Origin of the sequence: Mucilaginibacter mali, from assembly GCF_013283875.1 — a bacterium.
GTDB lineage: Bacteria > Bacteroidota > Bacteroidia > Sphingobacteriales > Sphingobacteriaceae > Mucilaginibacter > Mucilaginibacter mali.
This window is the reverse complement of sequence record NZ_CP054139.1, coordinates 418366-441547: the sequence shown is the minus strand read 5'-3', so window position 1 is coordinate 441547 and position 23182 is coordinate 418366. Positions and strand designations below refer to the sequence as shown.

Here is a 23182-nt window from a genome sequence, read left to right as displayed (position 1 = left end):
CCCGATGTGGTAATCGCCCCTTAATTTCTCATGTTCGGCTTACCACTTCTTTTCCTTTGATATCATTTGATATCATTGCTTGCTGCATTTAACAGCAGGTATCTGCTTATTGCATTTTATAAACAAATATTGCCTATTAGTAAATATTAAAATATTTATAAACCAATCCTATCCACATTGATTTATAATACTTTATATTTATATTCCCTAATCATATTTGCCCACACTGCCAATAACCTATCCTGCTAAATGAAAAAACATTTACTATTATTTTTTATCATATTAATAGCTGTTAATGGTTTTGCGCAAACCATTACCTCATTCGCACCCACATCGGCCACACCGGGTACTATGATAACTATAACAGGTACCAATTTAGCCGGCACAACAAGTGTTAGCTTTGGCGGGGTAGCAGGGCTCGGGCTTAAAGTAGTAAGTTCCACTTCTGTAACCGCCATAGTGCCTGTTACAGGCAGCGGCGATGTAAGCGTAACGAGTGTTGGCGGCAGCACGGCCACATTGGGAGGATTTACCTACATTCCCTCAAGTTTGCCGGTCATCGTATCTGTTTCCGCACCCATGCCCAGTACGCTGGGCCGCACAATAACCATATTAGGTGTTAATTTGCGCAGTGCTACCGCGGTTACTTTTGGCGGTGTCCCGGCATTAATTTTCGCACCCTATGGACTGGATCCGGACAGGGCGCTTGTAGCAACTGTAGGATTAGGCGCAACCGGGGATATAGCGGTAACTACCCCATCGGGAACGGCAACCATGCCGGGTTTTACTTATGTGGCAAATACTAAGCCTTACATTACTTCGATAACCCCATCATCTGCGGCGCCCGGGCAAACAATAACCATTAGCGGTTATAACCTGGGTAGCGTCGGTTCGGTTACTATAGGCGAAGTAGCTGCGTTGTCATTTAGTGTAATATCGCCAACAAGTATCACAGCGGTTGTAGGGCCGGGCTATAGCAACCATATATCATTCGACGGGCCCGGGGGTAATGGGGTTGAAGGCATTTATAGTTTTACGCTTACCGTGCCGTCCACGCCAACTATTAGCACCTTCTCGCCGGCATCGGCAACGCCCGGTACTACGGTTACCATAACAGGTACTAATTTGGCTGGTACAACAGGCGTTAGCTTTGGCGGTGTAAAAGCGGCCATCTATAAAGTAGTTTCCGCTACTACTGTAACAGCCATGGTGCCTGTAACCAGCAGCGGCGATGTAGCAATAACCAACGCGGGGGGTACTGCAACGGCCGGCGGCTTTACCTACATACCATCAAGTGCGCCAACTATTGCGTATGTAGATGCTATGTCGGGTACATTGGGCCGTACAATAACCATTTTAGGTGTTAATTTGCGTACAGCCACCTCGGTTACATTTGGCGGGATGCCTGCCTTAAATTTTGCACCCTATGGACTGGATCCGGATCACGCGCTTTTGGCCACAGTGGGTTTAGGCGCAACGGGAGACGTGGTTGTGACCAACCCGGCAGGGACAAGCGCTGTGCCCGGTTTTGCCTATACGCCAAGTACCAGCCCTTATATTACCTCGATAGTACCGTCGTATGCATCGCCCGGCCAAACGATTACCATAAACGGTTATAACCTGGGTGGCATCACTTCGGTTAAAATAGGCGGTGAGCCAGCGTTGTCATTCAGCGTGGTATCCCCAACAAGCATCACAGCGGTTATTGGCCCGGGGCATAATAACTCCATATCGTTTAACGATAGCGGCAATAATGCCGATGGCAGTTATACCTTCACTTTAACCCCACCTTCGGCGCCAACTATCACTTCTTTTACGCCCACATCGGCCACGCCGGGCAGTACGGTAACTATAACCGGCACCAACTTATCCGGCACTACCGGCGTTAGCTTTGGCGGCGTAGCATCAATGGGCTACAAAATAATTAACGCTACCACTGTAACTGCAATAGTGCCCATAACCACAAGCGGGCTTGTATCGGTAACCAATGGTGGTGGCACGGTAACCGCAGGAGGATTTACCTACATTCCCTCAAGTTTGCCGGTCATCACATCCATGTCGTCGCCAATGCCAGGTACATTGGGGCGCGATATCTACCTGATAGGTGTTAATTTGCGTACAGCCACTTCCGTTACTTTCGGTGGGGTTCCCGCATTGAATTTTTCACCATACGGGCTCGACCCCGATCATGCCCTTGTAGCTACTGTAGGCTTAGGCGCAACGGGCGATATTGTAGTGACCACCCCATCGGGAACAGCAACCTGGCCAGGTTTTACGTATACACCAAGTACCACTCCATACGTTACCTCTGTTGTTCCTTCATCAGGCCCGCCGGGCACAACTATCACTATTAACGGCTATAATTTAGGTGGGGTTACTTCGGTGACTATTGGCGAAGTGCCTGCTTTAAATTTCAATGTGCTATCATCAACAACTATAACAGCTGTGGTGGGCCCGGGTTATGACAATATCATATCTTTTAAAGGCCCGGGCGGAGACTCGCCATCTTACCAGGCCCGGTTTACCATAACCAACCTGCCTGCGCCAACTATCACATCATTCAGCCCAACCTCGGCCACGCCGGGCAGTACAGTAACTATCACCGGTACCGACTTTACCGGCGCTACGGCAGTTAACTTTGGCGGAGTAGCCGCAAATTTATTTACTGTGGTATCGCCAACCAGTATAACAGCCGTTGTTGGCCCGGGCGGCGCATCCGGCGATGTTTCCGTGTCTACTTATTCGGGAACGGGTGCCAAAGGCGGGTTTACTTATATTCCGGTGCCGGCGCCGTCTATTACTTCAGTTACCCCCACATCGGCTACGCCCGGCACTACGGTAACCATCTCCGGTACTAATTTTACCGGGGCCACAGCAGTTACATTTGGTGGCCTTCCTGCAACTTCATTTACCGTTGTATCACCAACCAGTATCACGGCTGTTGTAGGCAGCGCAACATCGGGCAGTATAACGGTAACTACATTTGGTGGAACCGCTACACTTTCCGGCTTTACTTATACGCAGGCACCATTTATCAGCAGCTTTGGTCCGGTAGCCGCAACAGCCGGCGCTACAATAACTATTACCGGCTTAAACTTTACAGGTACAAGCGCGGTTAGCTTTGGCGGCACGGCTGCCTCATCGTTTACGGTTGTATCGCCAACAAGTATTACGGCCATCGCAGGCGCCGGCGCAAGTGGAGCGGTATCCGTCATCAACGCCAATGGCACAGCAACCAAAACAGGCTTTGTATACGTGGCCGCGCCGGTTATAACCCCGGCAGGTTCAACCGAAATTAATATTGGCAGTTCGGTAGCATTATCAACAGCTGCTAATTCAAATTATTCTTATCAATGGTATAAGGATGGTATAGCCATTACAACAGCAGGCACAACAAATGCATATACAGCAACCGAATCAGGAGCTTACAAGGTAACAATAGCATCAAATGGTATATCGCTAACATCAGACGCAGTAAATGTGCACGCGTCTTTAGCTCCATCAAACTTTACCACGCAGGCAACCAGTGTGGTGTGCAAGGGATCGGCAAACGGCACTATAAAAATTACTGCCGGGGTCAATTTGCCTTATACCGTAAAAGTTTTAAGCAATAACATACCCACTACTACTTATTCGTTTACAAACAGCGTTACCATCCCCAATTTACCGGCGGGTACATACAACCTTTACATCAACATTACCGGGTATACGTACGAGCAGTATTTTTCGATTAAAGTTACCGAGCCTAAGGACCTGTCGGTTTATTCGGCCCTCAACAAAAATACCAATAGTTTAGCGCTGACACTGGACGGTGGCACTACCTACAATATTAAAGTGAACGGAGTAGACTATAACACCACCGGCAGCAACATCACCCTACCACTGACTAAGGGCGTAAACAATATCTCGGTAACTACAGATAAGCCTTGCCAGGGCATTGTAGAAAAACGGATCGTTATCGGCGATAATATAACGGCCTATCCAAACCCGTTTGAGGGCAACCTCACCCTAAACCTTGGCGATAAAGTCGTCGGCCAGGCACAGGTGCAGGTGTTTAATTCATCGGGCAAGCAGGTTTTCAGTAAGGAATATACCAATCAAAGCGGTGAGGTCACACTCGATCTGTCAACGTTGGAACATACGCAGATCTACATATTAAAGCTTACCGTCGACAATACAGAATACATTAATAAGATCATCAAAAAATGAGAAGGCCCCTGTTTTTACTCGCTATAATAACCATACTGGCATCGTGCACAAAAAAGGAGGACGACCATACACCACCCGGCAAGGCTGTGCTGGTGTTCCCTGCTAAGGATGCCCTGTGTACTACAGGTACTAACATAACAGCTACCGAAAGCACGGTCACCTTCTCCTGGAATACCACCGAGCATACCGATGGCTACCAGCTTATCATTACAAACCTGGTAACGAAGGAAGTGATCACAAAAAACACAGCGAATAACCAGATGGCAGTTACTATACCGGCAAATGCGCCTTATTCATGGTCGGTTAATTCGGTTTCTGCGGGAGTGCCGAACGGGACAAAAAGTAATGAGTGGCGATTTTACAATGCCGGTTTAGGTATCACGTCGTACGCGCCGTTCCCGGCTACCATGGTGTCGCCAACTTACAATCAATCTGTTACAGCTACCGGGGGTAAAGTAACCCTGACGTGGACAGGCAGCGATGTAGACAACGACATCAATTACTATACTGTTTTTTGCGATAAGAATGCCACACCATTACAACAGGTTATAGCCAATACACAAAATACAAGCTTTAACACAAGTGTAACATCGGGCAGTATTTATTACTGGTATGTGCAAACTTATGATAAGCAGGGAAATGTGTCTAAATCGGAAACATTTAAGTTTACGGTGAATTAGGTTTTAGCTTCCAATTCGCCTTCATCGGTTACCTTGCCGCCGTCTATTGTTTTTACGTAGAGTTCATCTACCAAAATAACCGTAATGGCCAGTAAGGGTACGGCCAGTATAATACCCAGCGCGCCGGATATGGCCCCCATAATTAGCTGGCTAATTAATGTTAAGGCCGGCGGCAGATTGATCATTTTTTTCTGGATCAGCGGGTTAACAATATTTGCCGTGATAGTTTGCGAGGTAATATAAAGCAGGGCTACAATAATACCCGTATTGGTGCTGATGGTAAGCGCCAGCAGTACACCGGGTATCATAGCCAGCACCGAACCAAAGTTGGGCACTACCTCTAACAGGCCGGTAATTAATCCCAGTACCATAGCCACGGGTACACCAATGATAAGCAGCCCGGTAGATATCATGATAGTAACCAGCACCATAGATACCATCAGCCCTTTTAACCAGCCTTTTAGCGCCAGGCTAATACGGTTGATGATATGTTTACCCGTGTCTTTCTGACCGGACGGCACCAATACCAGTATGCCGTTTTTATACATGGATGGGTTGGCCGTAAAAAATATCCCCAAAAACATAATGATATAAATATCGCCCAGCACCCCGAAACTGGTGCTGAAAAAGGTTTGCGCCGTGGTCATCAGTTTTTGCGAATTATCGCCCGATACGCTTTGAAGTATTTTTTGCCCTATAGGCGATGTGGACATTTTAGCTTTTACGTTACTAATGGTTTGCGGCAGCTTATCGCTAAGCTCGGCTACCTGGTGCTGTATGGTAGTCCCCATAAACCACAGCATCAGCCCCAGCAAGGCGAACGAGCCTGCAACGGCAATGATCATGGCCGGGCGGCGGCCAAGGCGGGTATGCCGTTGTATCAGATCGCCAAAACCGTGAAAAAAGGTAGCTATCAGCGCGCCGGCCAGCACCATCAGCAATACGTTAAAAGCTACCCGGGCTATCAGTATCACCACCGCCAGCAACGCCACAATAGCCACCGTTTGCCATACCTTGTGCGTATAAGATGTTTCTTTAGCGGATGGGCGGCGTTTTATCATGTATGGTAAAAGCAAGATGTGGGGCTTTTGTTTGAATTTTGTCTGAACCAGAATTTTCAGAATTATTGAATTTTCAGAATTCCGTCCATTCTTAAATTCTGAAAATTCTGGTTCAGACAGGCTCTGTGGTTAAAATATCACCACAAAACTCTTACAAAAAACACTTCAAAAATTCACTACCTTAGCCTTAATGGCAGAATTAAATAACGATCAGCAGATAAGGCACCTGGCTAACCTGGAGTTGCTGGCGCGGCAAGTAGTAGAGGGTTTTATCACCGGCTTGCACCAAAGCCCCTTCCACGGTTTCTCGGTGGAGTTTGCCGAGCACCGCCTGTACAACAATGGCGAATCGGTAAAAAACATCGACTGGAAATTATTTGCACGTACCGATAAGCTGTTTGTTAAGCAATTTGAAGAGGAGACCAACCTGCGCAGCTACCTGCTGCTGGATACCTCGTCGAGCATGAATTTCCCGGAGAAAGGGATGAGCAAGCTGCAGTTCTCTGTTTATGCTATCGCTTCGCTGATGTACCTGTTCAAAAAGCAGCGCGACGCCTTTGGGCTTGGACTGTTTTCGGACAAGGTAGATTGGCTGAGCACTGCCAAATCAACCACCACACATTTGTTTTACCTGTTTGCCGAACTGGAGAAGGCTTTCAATCAGCCAAAAGAAAATACCCTAACCAATATCAGCGATGTATTGCATCATATAGCCGAGGATGTGCACCAGCGATCGATGGTGATCATTTTTAGCGATATGCTGGAGAACAGCCTGAATGCCGACAAGATGCAGGCCATGTTTGCCGCCATCCAGCACCTGAAGTATAAAAAACACGAGGTGATCATCTTTAACGTGGTTGACAAAAAGAAGGAACTGGATTTTGATTTCGACAATCGCCCGCACCATTTTATTGATATGGAAAGCGGCGATGAAATGAAGGTGCATCCCGGCCGCATCCGCGAAACTTACAAAGCCGCGCTTGATGACTACCGCCGCCAACTGGAACTAAAGTGTGCCCAATATCATATCGACCTGATAGACGCTAATATTCACGATGGCTACAACCAGATACTAAAAGCCTATTTGGTGAAACGCGGGGCAATGAATTAATGCTAAACCGTTGTTAGCTTTAGGATAGAGTTTTATTAAAAATAAAATGTAGTATCTTCAATACCACAATCATCAACCTTTTTTTCAACATGAAAAATATTTTATTGCCCGGCCTAACTTTAATGGCCCTATGCGTTTTGGGTTTATCAGTGCAGGCGCAACAATCGGCCCCGGCTTCAAATGTACAATGGATAGATGCCATGAACCTTACCGAGGTAGAGCAAGGTTGGGGGCAGATCCGGGCCGGGAGATCGGTTGGTGGGCATCCCATCACCCTGGCTAATGTGGTATACACCCATGGCGTAGGTACGCACGCGGCAAGTACCATTGTAATTACCCTGCATGGCGCCGCTACCCGCTTTTCGGCAACAGTGGGTGTGGATGATGAAGCTACTAAAGAAGGCTCGGTTGTTTTTAGTGTAATTGCCGATGGCAAAGAGTTGGTTAAAACCCCGGCTTTAAGAAAAGGCGACGCGCCGCAGGTAATTTCAGTAGATGTTACCGGCGCAAAAAAGTTAACACTGCAATTAGACGATGCAGGCGACGGCATTAATAACGACCACGGCGACTGGGCCGATGCTAAATTAGATCTTGTGCCTGGCACACAGCAAAAACCCGGGATCATTGTTAAGCCGGTTGCCCCGCCGCGATATGTACATCAACGCGAAAGCGATGTGCCTCAAATTCATGGTGCGCGAATTGTTGGCGCTACGCCGGGCCACGATTTCCTTTTCCTGGTACCTGCAACAGGCAAAGGGCCATTTATATACAGCGCTAAAGATCTGCCGGCAGGGCTTAAATTGGACCCATCCACCGGCGTCATCTCCGGCGCTTTACAATCTGCCGGTACAAACCAGGTAATGCTGAGTGTGCGAGGGCCAAAAGGGATAGCAAAACGCAATTTAACGATAGTAGGCGGCGAGCATAAGCTGGCATTAACACCGCCCATGGGCTGGAACTCGTGGAATGTATGGGCTGCAGCCGTCGACCAGGATAAAGTGAAGGCCGCTGCCGATGAGTTGATCTCCTCGGGCCTTGCCGCGCATGGCTACTCCTATATTAATATAGATGATACCTGGGAAGCAGGCCGGGACGAAAAAGGCAATATTCAAACCAACAAAAAATTCCCCGACATGGCTGCGCTGTCAGGCTATATCCATCAAAAAGGCTTACGCTTCGGTATCTATTCATCGCCGGGGCCTAAAACCTGCGCCGGTTATACTGCCAGTTACGAGCACGAGGAGCAGGATGCGGCAAGCTATGCAGCCTGGGGAGTTGATTATTTAAAATACGATTGGTGCAGCTACGGGACTATCGCTAAGGACGACCGTTCGTTGGCTGCTTATATGAAACCCTACCAGGTGATGGGCGCGGCATTAAATAAGGTTAACCGCGATATTTTGTACTCTTTATGCCAATACGGTATGGGCGATGTTTGGAAATGGGGCGCCGATCCGTCGGTAGGTGGTAGTTGCTGGCGCACAACCGGCGATATTTTGGATAACTGGAGCAGTTTAAAATCAATTATTGAAAGCCAGGCCGGGCACGAGGTGTATGCCGGGCCGGGCCATTGGAATGACCCGGATATGCTGATGGTAGGTGTAGTTGGTTTTGGCAAAACGCATCCTACCCATTTAAAACCTAACGAACAGTTACTGCATATCTCCATGTGGAGCCTTTTGGCCGCACCGATACTGATTGGCTGCGATATGACCAAAATGGATCAGTTTACGCTGGATCTGCTGGCTAACGACGAAACTATCGACATTAACCAGGACCCTTTGGGCAAACCAGCCAGCCGCCTGGTAAAGGATGGCAACCGGGAGGTTTGGGCAAGGCCGTTGTTTGATGGCACTAAGGCTGTGGGGTTGGTTAACCTGGATAACGAACCGCAAAAGATCACTGTTAAATGGTCTGATATTGGTATAAAGGGGGCGCAAAGCGTACGGGATCTGTGGTTGCACAAAAACCTCGGCACCTTAAAAGGAAGCTATACGGTAGAAGTACCGGCACATGGTTGTGTACTGTTAAAAGTGAAGGGTGTAAACAAAAAATAATGAACACCTGTATCGGGCGCGTCTTTCATCTTCAAATTAAATAATTGTTTACTCTATATTAAGATTGATGAATTGTACTTAGCTTTATGTGCGGATTGTTTATTATTGAGCGCTAAACTCTTAAGTACACCCTTGTATGTATTCTCAAAGCCCGGAAGCGTTACAGCAGGAAAAGGACCTGATTTGCCTTTTAAAAGAGGGCGATGAGCGGGCTTTTGAAAAGCTATACCGCTTATACAGCATCCGGGTATTAAAAAAACTACTTCGCTTTGTTAAAGATGAAGATGTAGCGGTTGAGTTGCTGCAGGATATTTTTTTAAAGCTTTGGGAGAAACGCGAAACCCTTGATGCTGAACAATCACTGCGCCCGTTCTTATTTCGCATTGCCGAAAACAAAATTACCGACCTGTTCAGGCGCGCTGCTTACGATAGGAAATTACTGGAGCACCTGGTCTCGGTATCAACCGAAGTGTGTTATGATACCGAGGATACGATCAACCTGAAAGATGGGGAATCTATCCTGAAACAAGCCATCAACGCGCTTCCACCCCAGCGCCAAAAGATATTTATACTTTGCAAAATCGAAGGCAAGAGCTACGAAGAGGTTGGCGCTTTGCTGGGTATATCCGCCGGGACTGTGAACGACCATATGGTGAAAGCCGGCCGGGCCGTAAAGAAATATTTTAACACAACCGATCTGGCCCTGCTTACCCTGATGATGGCCAGCGTGCCGCATATTTTCAAATCGTAAAAAATATTTTCCGGCAGAGCATATGTCGCTTGCGCCTCGTGCGTAATAGCGTTAAAAAGCATCTGTTTGGAAAATCATCAACTCAAAGAAATTTTTAGCCGATACCTTGAAAACCGCTGCACTGCGGGCGAGGTAGAAACGCTGATCGGGTATTTTAATACGGATAACGAGGCTTATTTGCGCCTGCTTATTGAACAGGAATTAGAAAGCCCTGAACCCGATCTGAACGATGAACACCTGTACACCTTAACGGCCGAAGCTTTTGAAAACATCAGGCAGCAGATCGGCAAAAACAACAAACCGGCTGAAATTCGCCATATCAACATACCCAATCACAAGAAACAACGTCTTTGGCCGCGTATTGCTGTAGCCGCATCGCTGTTGCTTATCCTGAGTGTAACAGCGTATTTCATTACCCATCAACAACAACCAAATAGCAAACCAAACCTGGTAGCAAAGCGTTTGCCGCAACATGATATTGCCCCGGGCGGCAACAAAGCTGTTTTAATATTGGCCAACGGACAGCAGATCAATCTTACCAACGCCAAAAACGGCCGCCTGGCAAAAGAGGCCAACATGTTGATCAATAAAACCGCCGATGGTAAGGTAGTTTATCAATCCGACAAACAAAACAAGGCCGCTACCGAACTTGCCTACAACACCTTAAAAACCCCTCGCGGCGGCAAGTACGATCTGACATTGGCCGATGGTACCCGGGTATGGCTCAACGCGGCCTCATCCATCACCTATCCATCCGCCTTTAACGGGCCGGACAGACAGGTGGAAATTACCGGCGAGGCTTATTTTGAAGTGGTGCATAATGCTGCTAAACCATTCCGCGTAAAGGTGGCCGGGCAAACTATTGAAGACTTAGGTACACATTTTAACATTAATGCTTATGCCGATGAACCGGCTATAAAAACCACCCTGCTGGAAGGCAGCATCAGGGTATCAAACAGCACCGGTAATTTGGTACTGAAGCCGGGGCAGCAAGCCGTTATCAAGGCTGACCAAAACATCACCATAGATGCCGGTGCCGATATGGAAGAGGCAATTGCCTGGCACCAGGGCTTGTTTAAATTTAACGAAGCCAGCACAGAAATGGTAATGCGCCAGCTATCGCGCTGGTATGATGTGGATGTAAGTTACGAGGGTAAAATACCGCCGCGCCAGTTTTCGGGTAAAATATACCGTAACGCCAGCGCTTTAAAAGTATCAGATATTTTAAGTTATAAACAGATCCATTTCAGGCTGGAAGGTCGCAAGATCATCGTAATGCCTTAGCCCAACAACCAATAAAAATTAAACAAACACCAACATGAAACACATTTACATCTAAGGCGCCAGGCGCACCCGGGGTGCTCAAAAAAAAACCGCAGAAGTGAGTCGAAGCACATCTACGGTAATATTTGGGCCAACCCCTTCCCGATAGCAACCGGGATAAATAATTGGCGAACTATTTCTGGTCATTAACCCAAACTTTACAAAAGTAATGAAATTTTATGTTTTTACTAAAGCCATGCCCAAGGTATGGCTCCCTCCTAAATTATTGATGGTGATGAAATTAACTACGCTTTTGCTGCTCATCACATTGGTGCAGGTCAGTGCAAAAAGCTTCGGGCAGCGGATAACGCTTAACGAGAACAACGTATCTTTAAAAAGGGTGATCCAGGACATCGAGCATCAATCGGGGTACGTATTCTTTTACGATTCGAAGGATGTGAAACAAAAGGTAAACGTCCACATCAGCGATGCCTCTATAGAAGATGTTTTGGCCGAATGCCTTAAGAATCTCCCTTTAAGCTATAAAATTGCCGACAAGACCATCCTGCTACAACAAAAAAATCTGCCAACAGCAATTGCCGAGGCACCGCCCGTACCGATCACTGTAAAGGGTAAGATCACCGACAACAAGGGCGTACCGCTGATTGGCGCCACCGTAAGCGCAAAGAAGGCTAATAAAGCCGTAGTCGCTGATGTTAACGGCATGTTTGAGATAAAAGATATCAACAGCGATGAGATCCTGATATTTTCATACACCGGTTACGTAACCAAACAAATACCAGCTAATGATCCCGGCATTGCCAATGTAGTTTTAGAGGAGGATGTAAAAGCTATGAACGAGGTGGTTGTGGTAGGCTACGGTACGCAAAAAAAGGAAAACCTTACCGGGGCCGTGTCTCAAATATCAAGCACGGATATTGGTTATCACGCAACTCCAAACATTGCCAACTCGTTGCAGGGTTTGCTACCCGGCTTAAACATCCAGGCTAATACCGGCAACCCCGGCGATAAACCCGATATCAACATCCGTGGGTTTAACTCGGTTAATGGCGGCTCGCCGCTGATACTGATAGATGGTATACAGGGCGATATCGATCGCGTTAATCCGTTAGATGTAGAAACAGTGTCGGTGTTAAAGGATGCCGCCTCGGCCGCTATCTATGGCGCCCGCGGCTCGTTCGGCGTGATATTGATCACCACTAAAAAAGGTAAGGCGGGCAATACAGTAGTTAATTATACCAACAATATTGGCCGCACCACCCCAATTGTACGTACCGATTACATTAGTGACCCGTACGAATACGGGAAAATAGTCGACGCGTTCCTCTCGGGCTACAACGGTACTACCTACACCAACTATACCGATGCCGATTATGCGAAGGAGCGCCAGGTAGCCGATGGAACCCTGGCCCCCTTTAATGAAAAACAGGCCGATGGAACCTATAAGTTTTTTGGCAAAACCAACTGGTACGATCTGCTTTTCCGCAAATGGGCGCCATCGCAAACGCATAACCTTTCCATTTCGGGCGGTAACGATAAATTGCAGGGCTACTTATCGGGGCGCTCTTATAATACCGGCACCATACAGGCCGGTGTAGATGCCAGCCTGATCAAATACAACATCAAGGGCAACCTGAACTTTAAAGCGAACAAATGGCTCGATATTTCGGATAACATCCAGGTAAGCACTGCCGATATGACCGAGTACGGCGGCTCTAAAGCCGGCTATGTTACCAATGGCAGCGGCATTTACAACGGCAACACTTATTACTTTTTATTCCCCTTTATGCCCAGCAGCATAGACGGCGTACCTTACGATTATAACGGCTATGGCGAAATTGCCGCATTGGGTGATAAAAGCAGCTTCCAGAAAACCTATTCAGAACAGTTTGTAAACACGCTGAGCGCCCGCTTGCACCCGGTGAAAGACCTGGTGGTGAATATTGACTACGCCAACACGGTTAACCATGTGGCAGTTACCACCCGGGAAAATCCTATCACCTATTTAACCACGCTAAAGGCCAATTTGCAAACCGTAGGCTTAAACACCCTTACCGAAGCGCGCAACCGTAACTATTACAACGCGCTAAACGTGTATGGCACCTATAATAAAAACCTGTTTAACGATACCCATCACTTTAAACTGCTTTTAGGTTATAACCAGGAGGATTTTAGTTCAGATAATATCAGCGCCCAGCAGGGTAACTTATTGGTAAGCAACTTGTCGAGCCTTAATTTGGGCACCAACCTAATTGCGGCAAACGGCTCGGGAAGCTTGTGGGCTATCCGTGGTTATTTCGGCAGGCTTAATTACGATTATAAAAACAAGTATCTGTTAGAGGTGAATGGCCGTTACGATGGTTCATCACGCTTCCCGGTAACCAGTCGCTATGGCTTCTTCCCATCGGTTTCTGCGGGTTGGTACCTTAGCCGCGAGGATTTCTTTAAACCGCTGGAGAAGACCATCAGTTCGTTAAAGTTACGCAGCTCGTACGGTCAGTTAGGCAACCAGAATATCGATCTGTATACCTTCTCGCAGATCCTGTCAACCGGGCAAACCATTTGGGCTTCAAACGCGGTACGCTTTAATTATGTTGGCGCGCCTGCCCCATTGCCAAGTGTGGTAACCTGGGAAAATTCAAAAACGATAGACGTAGGCGCCGACCTGGGCTTGTTTAACGATAAATTCAATGTATCGTTCGATTGGTACGAGAAAAATGTATCAGGCATGTATGTACCCGGCCAGCCGCTGCCATCGGTATTTGGCGCGCCTGAACCGCGGGAAAATATCGCCAGCCTGCGCGACAGGGGCTTTGAATTGCAGGTGAGCTATAATGCCGGCTTTGATATAGCTGGTTCGCCGTTCCGCCTTAAATCAACAATCAGCCTCTACAATTTTACAGGTGTAATTACCAAATACCCTAACGCCAGCGGCCTGATGAGCGCGTTTTACGAAGGGCAAAAGCTGGGCGATATCTATGGCTATCATATCGATGGCCAGTTCCAGTCGGATGCCGAAGCTGCGGCATACCAGGCTAAATTCGTTAATCCGGCGACATCCTTAGGTCAGGTTTACAACTACGAGATCAATATTGTACAAAACGCCCAATGGAAGGGGCTGCACGCCGGCGATATTAAATATGTGGATGTAAACGGCGACGGTGCTATCAATAAAGGTAAAAACACCCTTGCCGACCATGGCGATTTGGTTAAAATAGGCAACACCATGCCTAAATTCCCCTTCGGTTTTAATTTTGCTGCCGATTGGAAAAACTTCGACCTGATGGTAGCCGGTACCGGCGTTATGCACCAGGACTGGTACCCTACCGGCGATATTTACTGGGGCCCGTATGAAAGGCCTTACCTGTCGTTCATCCGTAAAGATCTGATCCAGAACGCATGGACACCGGAAACCCCGACTAACACTTATCCGCAGGCGGTGCGTGGTTACGCGTCGTTAGGCGCATTACGTTCGCTGGGCGAGATCAATGATTACTACCTGACCAATGTGGGCTACCTGAGGGTAAAAAACCTAACCCTGGGTTATACCCTGCCGGTAAAACTCACTCAGAAGGTTGGTATACAAAAGCTACGCTTCTACGTTAGCGGCGAGAACCTGTTTACCTGGAGCTTCGGTCATTTAACCAAATATATCGATCCGGAAACAGCTGGTTCGGGTATAGATTACTCAACCCCGATGAATGTGTCTACCAGTTCAAGCTCGATAGCCCGCGCGGGCGAATCGTATCCATTGGGTAAAGTATATTCCCTTGGCTTAAGTATTACCCTATAAACTTTATAAAAAAATGAAAAAGATATATATAGCGTTGATAGGTTTAGTAACCCTTGGCGCGATGGGCTGTAAAAAGAATTACCTTGACGTAACGCCGCCCGATAAAATAGACGCGCAGGTATTCTTTAACAATGCCACCGACCTGCAAGTATACACCAACGGCTTTTACGACCAGGTTCCCGTAACTTCGGGATTGACTTATACCGTTTATACCGACGATGCATCGTCTGACAATATACTGCCCCTGCAAATTGTAGACCGTGTTAAGGGTGCACGCGTAGTGCCGGTTGCGCGTGGTACAGGCGGCTGGTCGTTCTCAAGTTTACGGTCTATCAATTACTTCCTGGCCAATTATGGTAAATGCCCCGATGCTGCCGCGAAGCAAAAATACGGCGGCATAGCACGCTACTTCAGGGCTTATTTTTATTACGATAAGGTAAAAACCTTTGGCGATGTGCCGCTTTATACCAAAGTATTAACAGCCGATGACCCCGACCTGTACAAACCCCGGGATTCGCGCACTGTAGTAATGGATACAGTATTGGCTGATATCAACTACGCCATAGCCAACATCCCTAAAACCGTAGCGCTGAACAACATTACCGGCTATACCGCGCTGGCTTTAAAAGCACGCATTTGCCTTTACGAAGGTACCTGGCGCAAGTATCATGGCATAGCCAACTATCAAAGCATGCTTAACGAAGCCGTTTCTGCCGCAGACGCGCTGATCAGTTCGGGTGCTTACAAACTGTATACTACCGGCGGGGCCAATACAGCTTACCGCGATCTGTTTGCCCGTGTAGACCAGGATGTTACCGAAACCATATTGGCCCGCGATTACAGCAAATTGGTACAGGTTAACGGGGTAGATTATTTTATGACATCGGCCACCGGTGGCGCTTATGGTATCCCCAAGGATATGATCAACAGCTACCTGATGAAGGATGGCACCCGCTTTACCGATATCCCCAACTACCAAACCAAGCAGTTTTACGATGAAATGCAAAACCGCGACCCGCGCTTAACCCAAACTACCGCCGGGCCCGATTTTGCAGCCTATTTGGAAACCGCGCGCGAACCGGTGAACCTGAGCATCACCACAACAGGCTATCGTGTTATCAAGGCGCTTTCTACCCGCGATCAGTGGGTTTCTAATGGTGGGTACTCTGATTTCATTCTATTCAGGTATGCAGAGGCACTATTAGTTTATGCTGAAGCCAAGGCCGAATTAGGCACCCTAACCCAGGCCGACCTGGACAGATCCGTTAACCTGCTGCGTGCCCGCGCCGGTATGCCAAACATGAATATGGCTGCGGCCAACGCCACACCCGATCCTTTTCTGCTGGCACAATATCCGAATGTGGAGAAGGGCGCTAATAAGGGTGTTATCCTGGAGATCCGTCGTGAACGACGTATTGAAATGTTTAACGAAGGCCTGCGCTGGGACGACCTGATGCGCTGGAAGGAAGGCAAAAAACTGGAACAACCTATGGTAGGCATCTACTTCCCCAGCCTTGGCTCGTTCGATTTTAATAACGATGGCAAAACCGATGTATACCTGCACAACGGCAATGCCTCGGGCGCGCCGGCGGGTACCAGCAGCGTAGTTAACGTTACACAAAAGGCGCTTACCAATGGCACTTCGGGCAACTTCTTCCCGTTAAAAGGCATCACTATTACGTTTGATGAAAACAAAGATTACCTGTACCCCATACCATCAGAGGATATTACTTTAAATCCAAAAATCACGCAAAACCCCGGCTGGAAATAAGCCGGGCCACCGTTTGGGCAGCCGGATGTACACTATACACCGGGTGCCCATTACTTAGGTTGAGTACCATTTATCAAGCAATCCCAATGAGTTCGATATCATCATTATTGATGGCGGCATTAGCTGTCCTATTGCCCGGGCTTTGCCTTTTGGGTATGGCGCGGCAGTTGGTCATCAACCATAAAATAATAGCAGCGCGAATACTCACGCTGCCAGCCCGGAAAAAGACGGATACCCGGGTAGCACACCTGGTCCGCACAGATCAGGTGTTGCTTAATGCTAATGCAAATATCCCATTAAAACTGCAGGAAACATGAAAACATTATTTAAAACAGTGTTTGTAGCCATCGTATTCCACTACCAGGTTTACGCACAGGTACCCAAACCGGTTTACACTAAAGCTACCGATCTCACCATCGCCGGCGATATCATGCCGACACAAAACCCCTATCACCGGGTGGATACGGTAAAATATCCGGCCATGCCCGCGGTGGTAAAGCGCCTGTTAACACAATCGGCCGGCAAGGTGATCTGCTTTACCACCAACAGCAAGCAGTTAACAGCCAAATGGTGCAGCAGTGGCAGCAAGCCTTACCCTAACCTTACTCCTATCGCCAATAAGGGTTTAGACCTATACATTAAAAAAGATGGCAAATGGCAGTTTGCAGGCGTTGGCCGCCCCGATGGGCAATGCACCGAAGCCACGCTGGTAAGCAACATGGCTGATGGTGAAAAGGAATGCCTGCTTTACCTGCCCATTTACGATGAGGTAGGCAATGTTGAAATAGGCACAGATGCCGGTGCCAGCATAAAACCCATACCATTCCCTTTTCAAAAACGGGTATTGGTCTATGGGTCGAGCATAACGCAGGGGGCCTCGGCCAGTCGTTCGGGACTGGCTTACCCGGCAAGGTTATCAAGGCTTACCGGTTTAAACTTTATGAACCTGGGCCTAAGTGGCAGCGCCAAAATGGAACCGGCGGTAATAGCCATGATAAATGATATACAGGCCGATGCCTACGTGTTGGATTGCATTCCCAATTCATCGGATGTGGTGGTTAAGGAACGCGCCCTGAATATGATCAATTCCATACGTGCCGCGCATCCCGGGAAGCCCATCATTATGGTCAACTCCATTACCCGCGAGGCCGGCTATATCGACACCAAGGTTGGCAACATGGTAAATGCCCAAAACGCGGCGATAGACAGCATCGCCAAAAACCTGGTAAAGCAACACACTAAAGACTTTTATTACATCGACACCAAAGGCTTTTTAGGCGACGACCACGAGGGCAGCACGGACGGCATTCATCCTAACGATCTGGGCAGTTACCGATTTGTGGAAAAAATTGAACCGATGATAGCCGATATCCTTAAAAAGTACTTCAAATAAACCGACCCTACATCTACCCAATAAAGGGAACCTATAATTAGACGCACCACGATCAGATTCCAAAAACTAAAGAAAGGAGGTAACCCAATATTATGATCTACCCGGCAGCCATCACAACCAATGTGGCTGCTGCATATGTGCAAATGTTATTTACTGCTACTTAACACTAATTAAAAACACCGTATGAAAAATTTTATCTTCTTAGGCATTGCGTTGGCAATGTGTATGTTCTCGTGTAAAAAAAACCAGGTTGCCGATGAAAACGGCAACACTGCCGCCATTACAGGCGGTGGCTTAAAACTTAAGGATATGGGCATTGTAGCCAGCAACGATTCGGCTTTTACCATATCTACTTATGCCGGTAACGGCACCGCGGCCTTCTCTAACGGCACATCGGGCAATTTGCTTACCGCCTCGTTCGATTCGCCGGAGGGAATCGTATTCGACAGCGGCGGCAACATGTTTGTAGCCGACCGCGATAACCAGATCATCCGTAAAATAACCACTGGCGGCGTAATTTCTACATTCGCTGGTCAACAAGGCGTAGCCGGCTTTGCCGATGGTACTGGTACAGCTGCTAAATTCAGCACGCCTATCAGGCTTTCTATCGATGCAGCCAACAATATTTACGTGGCCGACAGAGACAACGCCAAAATCCGCAAGATCACTTCGGCAGGCGTGGTAACTACCATTGCCGGCAGCACAGCGGGCAGCGGCGCCACCCAGTTTAACTGGCCGGTTGATGTTGCCGTAAAAAGCGATGGCAGCATCCTTTACGTTGCCGATTCTAAAAATCACCGCATCCAAAAAATTACACTTAGCGGCGGCACTTACACTACTTCTTTACTGGCCGGGCAAACTACCCTGGGCTATGCCAATGGTACCGGCAGCGCGGCTAAATTCAACTTCCCGGCTGGCGTGGCTATAGATGCTTCAGGAAATATCATTGTGGCTGACCGCATGAACAATTGCATCCGCAAAATAACTTCGGGTGGTGTGGTTAGTCTGCTGGCTGGTATACCGGGTACGGTTTATGATCTGGATGCCCCTGCCCTACAGGCAAGCTTTGGCGAACCTTATGGCGTTACCGTAGCTAATGATGGCTGTATTTATGTATGCGATATTAACTACCATAACGTACGCCGCATCAGCAATCATGGTGGCTTTGTGGCTACCGTTGCAGGCTACAGCACATCGGGCTATGCCGATGGCACCTTCAATACCCGCTTTAACGTGCCTACTTCGGTAGCGATAGATAATTCGGGCAATTTTTATGTAACCGATGTGAGCAACAATCGCATCCGCAAGATGAAGCCCGAAACCCGGGTGATACAATACACCGAGGGCTGGACACCGATGGATACCAGCACTTATGCCGGCGTAAAGCGTTACAGGTATACCGGCAACCGGTTTTGGCTGCCCAGCACAGCCAGCAACCCAATTCAAAATATCAATATTATAGATATCGATATGTCGGTAAACCATTTTGAATTTATGCATGTCGATTCCTTTGCTAACCAAACTACCGTAAGTAATATCATTGGGCACCCTACAAGCGTTATCGCAGCGCTAAGCGGCACTTTTGCTACGGGCAATCACCATGGTAAATTTGCATCGTACCTGCGCAATAACGATGTTACCTATTGGAAGGCCGATGCCGAGGAGGCTTTATATCCCGATGGCTACTGGCACTATCATGATGGCATGTTTTATGTTGATGCCACCGGCACCCCGGGTATGGAACAAAGCAACATGACGCAACTACCATTTAGCCCAACAACAAGGAAATACATGATGTCGGGCGCACCGTTGCTCATCAAAAACAGCGTACCGATAGAGATCACCAGCCCTACCAACTGGGGCGTATCAAACACCACTCCGCCGCAAACCCTGCGGGTGATTATCGCGCCGCGGGCTATTGTGGCATTACCTATAATTAATAAACACGTGCTGCTGATCTGTATTGACGGTGTTGAAAATGGCATAGATTGCTACGCCTCGAATGGCATCAGCGCGCCGGGCCGGTATGGTATGACCACTGCCGACGCTACCCAATTTGTACAACAGTTCTTCCACCCCAGCTGGGCCATTAATATGGACGGCGGCGGATCGGCCAGTATGTATATGATGGGCGCTACCGACGGGCAGACCGGCGGTGTGTCCGGTGGCATACCGGTGATCAGCTACCCCGATTGGGACTCAAGCTGTACCATATCCGGAATGGATTACAGCCGCTACGGCCAGCAGCGTAAAAGCATGCAGGATTGTATAGCGGTAATTGCCAACTAATTTTAAAAAAGGAGCCCTCCTGCTTTGAGGGCTCCTTTTTGTCATTTCTGATCTATCTTAGCATCGCTGCAAAGCAAGGCTAATAATAAACCATCTAATGAAAAAGTATTACCTGTTATTAAGCGCTTTATTATTCAGTATCCATCTATTCGCGCAAACCGACTCTGCTAATTTGGCGCACGCGCAATGGAAGCTTAAAAAGATAAACGCCAAAGTATATTGGAAAACTACGCACCTGACCAACCACAGCCTGTTTGGCGCGAACGAGAATATCAACGTGATCATCATCCCGGCGCATACCAAAAGCGTACGCTTAGTGGTTGGATATTCCGATTCGCTGGAAACCACTTCGCAACAGGCTATGCGGAACAACGCGCTGGCAGGAATCAACGGCTCGTTCTTTAAAATGCGTGGGGCCGATCCCGATGATCATCCCGAATTAAATCACGTACCTAAACTGGAACCATCCAAACTGCCCTATAACCGCGCGGGTACTTATCTGCGCAAGGATGGACAGTTAATAGCGCCAAACAAAATAGCAGCCAAACAAACCACCCGCAGGCGGCCGCAACTGGGCGTACTTGCGCTAAGCGATAACGGAGCAGCCATACTGAAACCCGATACCCTGAACTTTGAATGGGAAAATACCCTTGCCGCCCGGGATATCATGACCTCGGGCCCCTTGTTAATGCTTAATGGTAAAAACATGGCTATCTCTACGGATGATTTCAGCCAAAAGCGTCACCCGCGTACAGCGGTAGGTAAACTGGCCGATGGCTCTACAATGCTACTGGTGGTTGATGGCCGCTTTGAAGAATCGGCAGGGATGAGCCTGATAGAATTACAGCAAACCATGCGCTGGCTGGGTTGCGTTACGGCACTTAATCTTGATGGCGGCGGATCATCGGCTATGTACATCAAAGGCCAACCGGAACATGGCATAGTAAATTACCCATCAGACAATAAGAAGTTTGACCACGCGGGCGAACGAGAGGTAGCCAATACCGTATTAATAGTGCCTGTCCATTAGTATTTTACGCCCCGGCAAACTATTAATTAGCACTTATTTAGTGTTTATCAGCCACCCAATCATCCGTACGGAACAAAGAAGCCGGTAAGCCTTCCTTGTTATACAAGTTTGCACCATCAGGGTTATCAGCCCAGGCATAGCGAACGGCAACAGGGTTGGCAATATCGTCGTTCCAAACGGTAACGGTATTCCCGTTGATAACAGCCTTAGCCCAAACAAATTTTTTATCGGCGCCGGCGATGCTGAAGTATTTCAATTCGCCGCCTTTGCTTACCAATCCGCTGCCAACGTTTTTAAAAGCAATGATGATCTTGTTACCATTCTTCGTCATCGATTGGTAGGTAGGGCCGGAATAAACCACCTGCTGATCGCCGTAAGCCACTTTTTGGGCGGCAAGTGCCAGGCGTTTGCCCACATCCAGTTTGTTAAGCGGATGTACATCATTCCACTCGCCAATGTCACTGATGACGGCCATGCCTGTATTGGGCACAGCAAGCGTAAATAATTGGGCTTCGCGCAAGGCCGCCCAGTTACTTTCCGATGGCTCTGTTTTAGTTTCGTAATAATTAGCCAATTGCACATACACGAACGGAAAATCGCCTTGCTGCCAATGCTGACGCCAATCGGCTATCATGGCCGGGAACAGTTTGCGGTATTCCGGCGCTCTTGACGCATTGGCTTCACCCTGGTACCAGGCCACGCCTTTAATGGTATAGGGAAGCAATGGATGGATCATCCCGTTAAACAGGCATAGCGGCTGATAAGGAAAGGTGGTTGTACCCGGTAAAGGTTCTACAGCCTTGCCAATTTTATACTGCCACGTCCCATCCAAACCGAAACGCTGCCCATCCGCAAACAACTCGTAGGGTTTATCTTTAACAAAGCCACCTTGTGGCCCATGAGTAATTAACCTAATGGTAATGATGTTTTTGCCGGGTTTCAGTAAATCATCGGGCAGCAGATAATTACGTTGCAGGTACCTATTGGAGGTTGCCCCTACTTTAACACCGTTTACATAAGTTGAATCCTCATCAACCAGGTTACCTAATACCAATTTGGCATTTTTACCGATGATCGCAGCCGGGAGATCGATCTCTTTACGGAACCAAACCACGCCGGGGACATTTTTCATACCCCGGTCTTCCCAATATGCCGGCATTTGCATGGCAGGCCAGTCTGTCGCGGCATAGCTATTACTGAACCACGGCTGGCTTCTGTTCGATAATCCCTCATCCTGCAACAACTGGTCGTACCATGTTTTCTTCGTGATCTTATCCCGGTTTTTTATATCGTTGACAAAAGCGGTGTCCTGCAATTTTTTTGCACGATCATAGTGTTTAGGAAAAGCCTTTAAAGCTTCTTCGCTCATCCAGGCCTCGGCAGGGGTACCACCCCAACTCGACAGGATGAGGCCGATAGGCACTTTATATTTGGCGTAAAGTTCGCGCGCGAAGAAATAGCCTACGGCGGTAAACTGCAGCACATTTTGCGGGGTAGCCTGCTTCCATCCCGCCGACTTTGTATCATCCAGCTCAGTTGAAAAATTATAGGCCTGGTTAACCATAAATTGACGGATGGCCGGGTTATCTGACTGCGCGATCACGGCCGCATATTTATCCTTTGCCCGCTGCATAATAAACTCCATGTTAGATTGGCCGGAGCATACCCATACATCGCCTATTAAAATATTTTTAATGGTGATATGATTGCTGGCCGCGATATCCATTTGGTAAGGCCCTCCGGCGGACATCGC

General features: G+C 48.0%; 13 protein-coding genes. 11 read left to right on the top strand and 2 right to left on the bottom strand.

The annotated features are described in order from the left end of the window. Positions 1 to 249 precede the first annotated feature (249 nt). Together HQ865_RS01975 and HQ865_RS01970 are read left to right on the top strand one after the other, a co-directional pair. Positions 250 to 4209 carry an IPT/TIG domain-containing protein gene (locus HQ865_RS01975; RefSeq protein ID WP_173413275.1) on the top strand — a complete coding sequence of 1320 codons (3960 nt, stop codon included), beginning with the start codon at positions 250 to 252 and terminating at the stop codon, positions 4207 to 4209. Beyond that, the gene (locus HQ865_RS01970) at positions 4206 to 4889 is read left to right on the top strand and encodes a hypothetical protein (RefSeq protein WP_173413274.1); all 684 of its coding nucleotides are present in this window, start codon (positions 4206 to 4208) and stop codon (positions 4887 to 4889) included. The genes HQ865_RS01975 and HQ865_RS01970 overlap by 4 nt, the downstream gene beginning before the upstream one ends. On the opposite strand, the gene HQ865_RS01965 is transcribed toward HQ865_RS01970, so the two are convergent. Further along, entirely contained in the window at positions 4886 to 5950 is a 1065-nt protein-coding gene (locus HQ865_RS01965) for an AI-2E family transporter (protein ID WP_173413273.1), read from the bottom strand. The genes HQ865_RS01970 and HQ865_RS01965 overlap by 4 nt on opposite strands. Before the next feature lie 190 nt (positions 5951 to 6140). Between HQ865_RS01965 and HQ865_RS01960 the strand changes: the two genes are divergently transcribed. The 9 genes from HQ865_RS01960 (at position 6141) to HQ865_RS01920 (ending at position 21429) form a co-directional block, all read left to right on the top strand. After that, positions 6141 to 7061: a DUF58 domain-containing protein gene (locus HQ865_RS01960; protein ID WP_173413272.1), complete on the top strand. Its 921-nt coding sequence runs from the start codon at positions 6141 to 6143 to the stop codon at positions 7059 to 7061. Positions 7062 to 7150: 89 nt separating this feature from the next. Beyond that, positions 7151 to 9118: an NPCBM/NEW2 domain-containing protein gene (locus HQ865_RS01955; RefSeq protein WP_173413271.1), complete on the top strand. Its 1968-nt coding sequence runs from the start codon at positions 7151 to 7153 to the stop codon at positions 9116 to 9118. Between the two features lie 136 nt (positions 9119 to 9254). Next, on the top strand, positions 9255 to 9869 hold the full coding sequence (locus tag HQ865_RS01950; RefSeq protein WP_173413270.1) for an RNA polymerase sigma factor: 615 nt from the start codon (positions 9255 to 9257) through the stop codon (positions 9867 to 9869). Positions 9870 to 9935: 66 nt separating this feature from the next. Beyond that, positions 9936 to 11153 carry a FecR family protein gene (locus HQ865_RS01945; RefSeq protein WP_173413269.1) on the top strand — a complete coding sequence of 406 codons (1218 nt, stop codon included), beginning with the start codon at positions 9936 to 9938 and terminating at the stop codon, positions 11151 to 11153. 208 nt (positions 11154 to 11361) lie between these two features. Continuing rightward, positions 11362 to 14946 carry a TonB-dependent receptor gene (locus HQ865_RS01940; RefSeq protein ID WP_237073720.1) on the top strand — a complete coding sequence of 1195 codons (3585 nt, stop codon included), beginning with the start codon at positions 11362 to 11364 and terminating at the stop codon, positions 14944 to 14946. A gap of 13 nt (positions 14947 to 14959) precedes the next feature. Beyond that, positions 14960 to 16717, top strand: coding sequence for a RagB/SusD family nutrient uptake outer membrane protein (locus HQ865_RS01935; protein ID WP_173413268.1), 1758 nt, complete (start codon positions 14960 to 14962; stop codon positions 16715 to 16717). A 313-nt stretch (positions 16718 to 17030) separates the two neighbouring features. Then, positions 17031 to 18110, top strand: coding sequence for an SGNH/GDSL hydrolase family protein (locus HQ865_RS01930; RefSeq protein WP_173413267.1), 1080 nt, complete (start codon positions 17031 to 17033; stop codon positions 18108 to 18110). A gap of 183 nt (positions 18111 to 18293) precedes the next feature. Then, entirely contained in the window at positions 18294 to 20399 is a 2106-nt protein-coding gene (locus HQ865_RS01925; RefSeq protein WP_173413266.1) for an SMP-30/gluconolactonase/LRE family protein, read from the top strand. Positions 20400 to 20496: 97 nt separating this feature from the next. Then, positions 20497 to 21429, top strand: a complete 933-nt coding sequence (locus HQ865_RS01920; RefSeq protein WP_173413265.1) for a phosphodiester glycosidase family protein — start codon at positions 20497 to 20499, stop codon at positions 21427 to 21429. Between the two features lie 37 nt (positions 21430 to 21466). Here the strand turns inward: HQ865_RS01920 and HQ865_RS01915 are convergent, their stop codons facing one another. After that, positions 21467 to 23179, bottom strand: a complete 1713-nt coding sequence (locus tag HQ865_RS01915) for a sialate O-acetylesterase (RefSeq protein WP_237073713.1) — start codon at positions 23177 to 23179, stop codon at positions 21467 to 21469. Between the last annotated feature and the right edge of the window lie 3 nt (positions 23180 to 23182).

What these genes read in the sequence shown, in the direction of transcription:
- HQ865_RS01975 (WP_173413275.1), top strand. Translation starts at nt 250, where the DNA reads ATGAAAAAACATTTACTATTATTTTTTATCATATTAATAGCTGTTAAT.
- HQ865_RS01970 (WP_173413274.1), top strand. Translation starts at nt 4,206, where the DNA reads ATGAGAAGGCCCCTGTTTTTACTCGCTATAATAACCATACTGGCATCG.
- HQ865_RS01965 (WP_173413273.1), bottom strand. Translation starts at nt 5,950, where the DNA reads ATGATAAAACGCCGCCCATCCGCTAAAGAAACATCTTATACGCACAAG.
- HQ865_RS01960 (WP_173413272.1), top strand. Translation starts at nt 6,141, where the DNA reads ATGGCAGAATTAAATAACGATCAGCAGATAAGGCACCTGGCTAACCTG.
- HQ865_RS01955 (WP_173413271.1), top strand. Translation starts at nt 7,151, where the DNA reads ATGAAAAATATTTTATTGCCCGGCCTAACTTTAATGGCCCTATGCGTT.
- HQ865_RS01950 (WP_173413270.1), top strand. Translation starts at nt 9,255, where the DNA reads ATGTATTCTCAAAGCCCGGAAGCGTTACAGCAGGAAAAGGACCTGATT.
- HQ865_RS01940 (WP_237073720.1), top strand. Translation starts at nt 11,362, where the DNA reads ATGAAATTTTATGTTTTTACTAAAGCCATGCCCAAGGTATGGCTCCCT.
- HQ865_RS01935 (WP_173413268.1), top strand. Translation starts at nt 14,960, where the DNA reads ATGAAAAAGATATATATAGCGTTGATAGGTTTAGTAACCCTTGGCGCG.
- HQ865_RS01930 (WP_173413267.1), top strand. Translation starts at nt 17,031, where the DNA reads ATGAAAACATTATTTAAAACAGTGTTTGTAGCCATCGTATTCCACTAC.
- HQ865_RS01925 (WP_173413266.1), top strand. Translation starts at nt 18,294, where the DNA reads ATGAAAAATTTTATCTTCTTAGGCATTGCGTTGGCAATGTGTATGTTC.
- HQ865_RS01920 (WP_173413265.1), top strand. Translation starts at nt 20,497, where the DNA reads ATGAAAAAGTATTACCTGTTATTAAGCGCTTTATTATTCAGTATCCAT.
- HQ865_RS01915 (WP_237073713.1), bottom strand. Translation starts at nt 23,179, where the DNA reads ATGTCCGCCGGAGGGCCTTACCAAATGGATATCGCGGCCAGCAATCAT.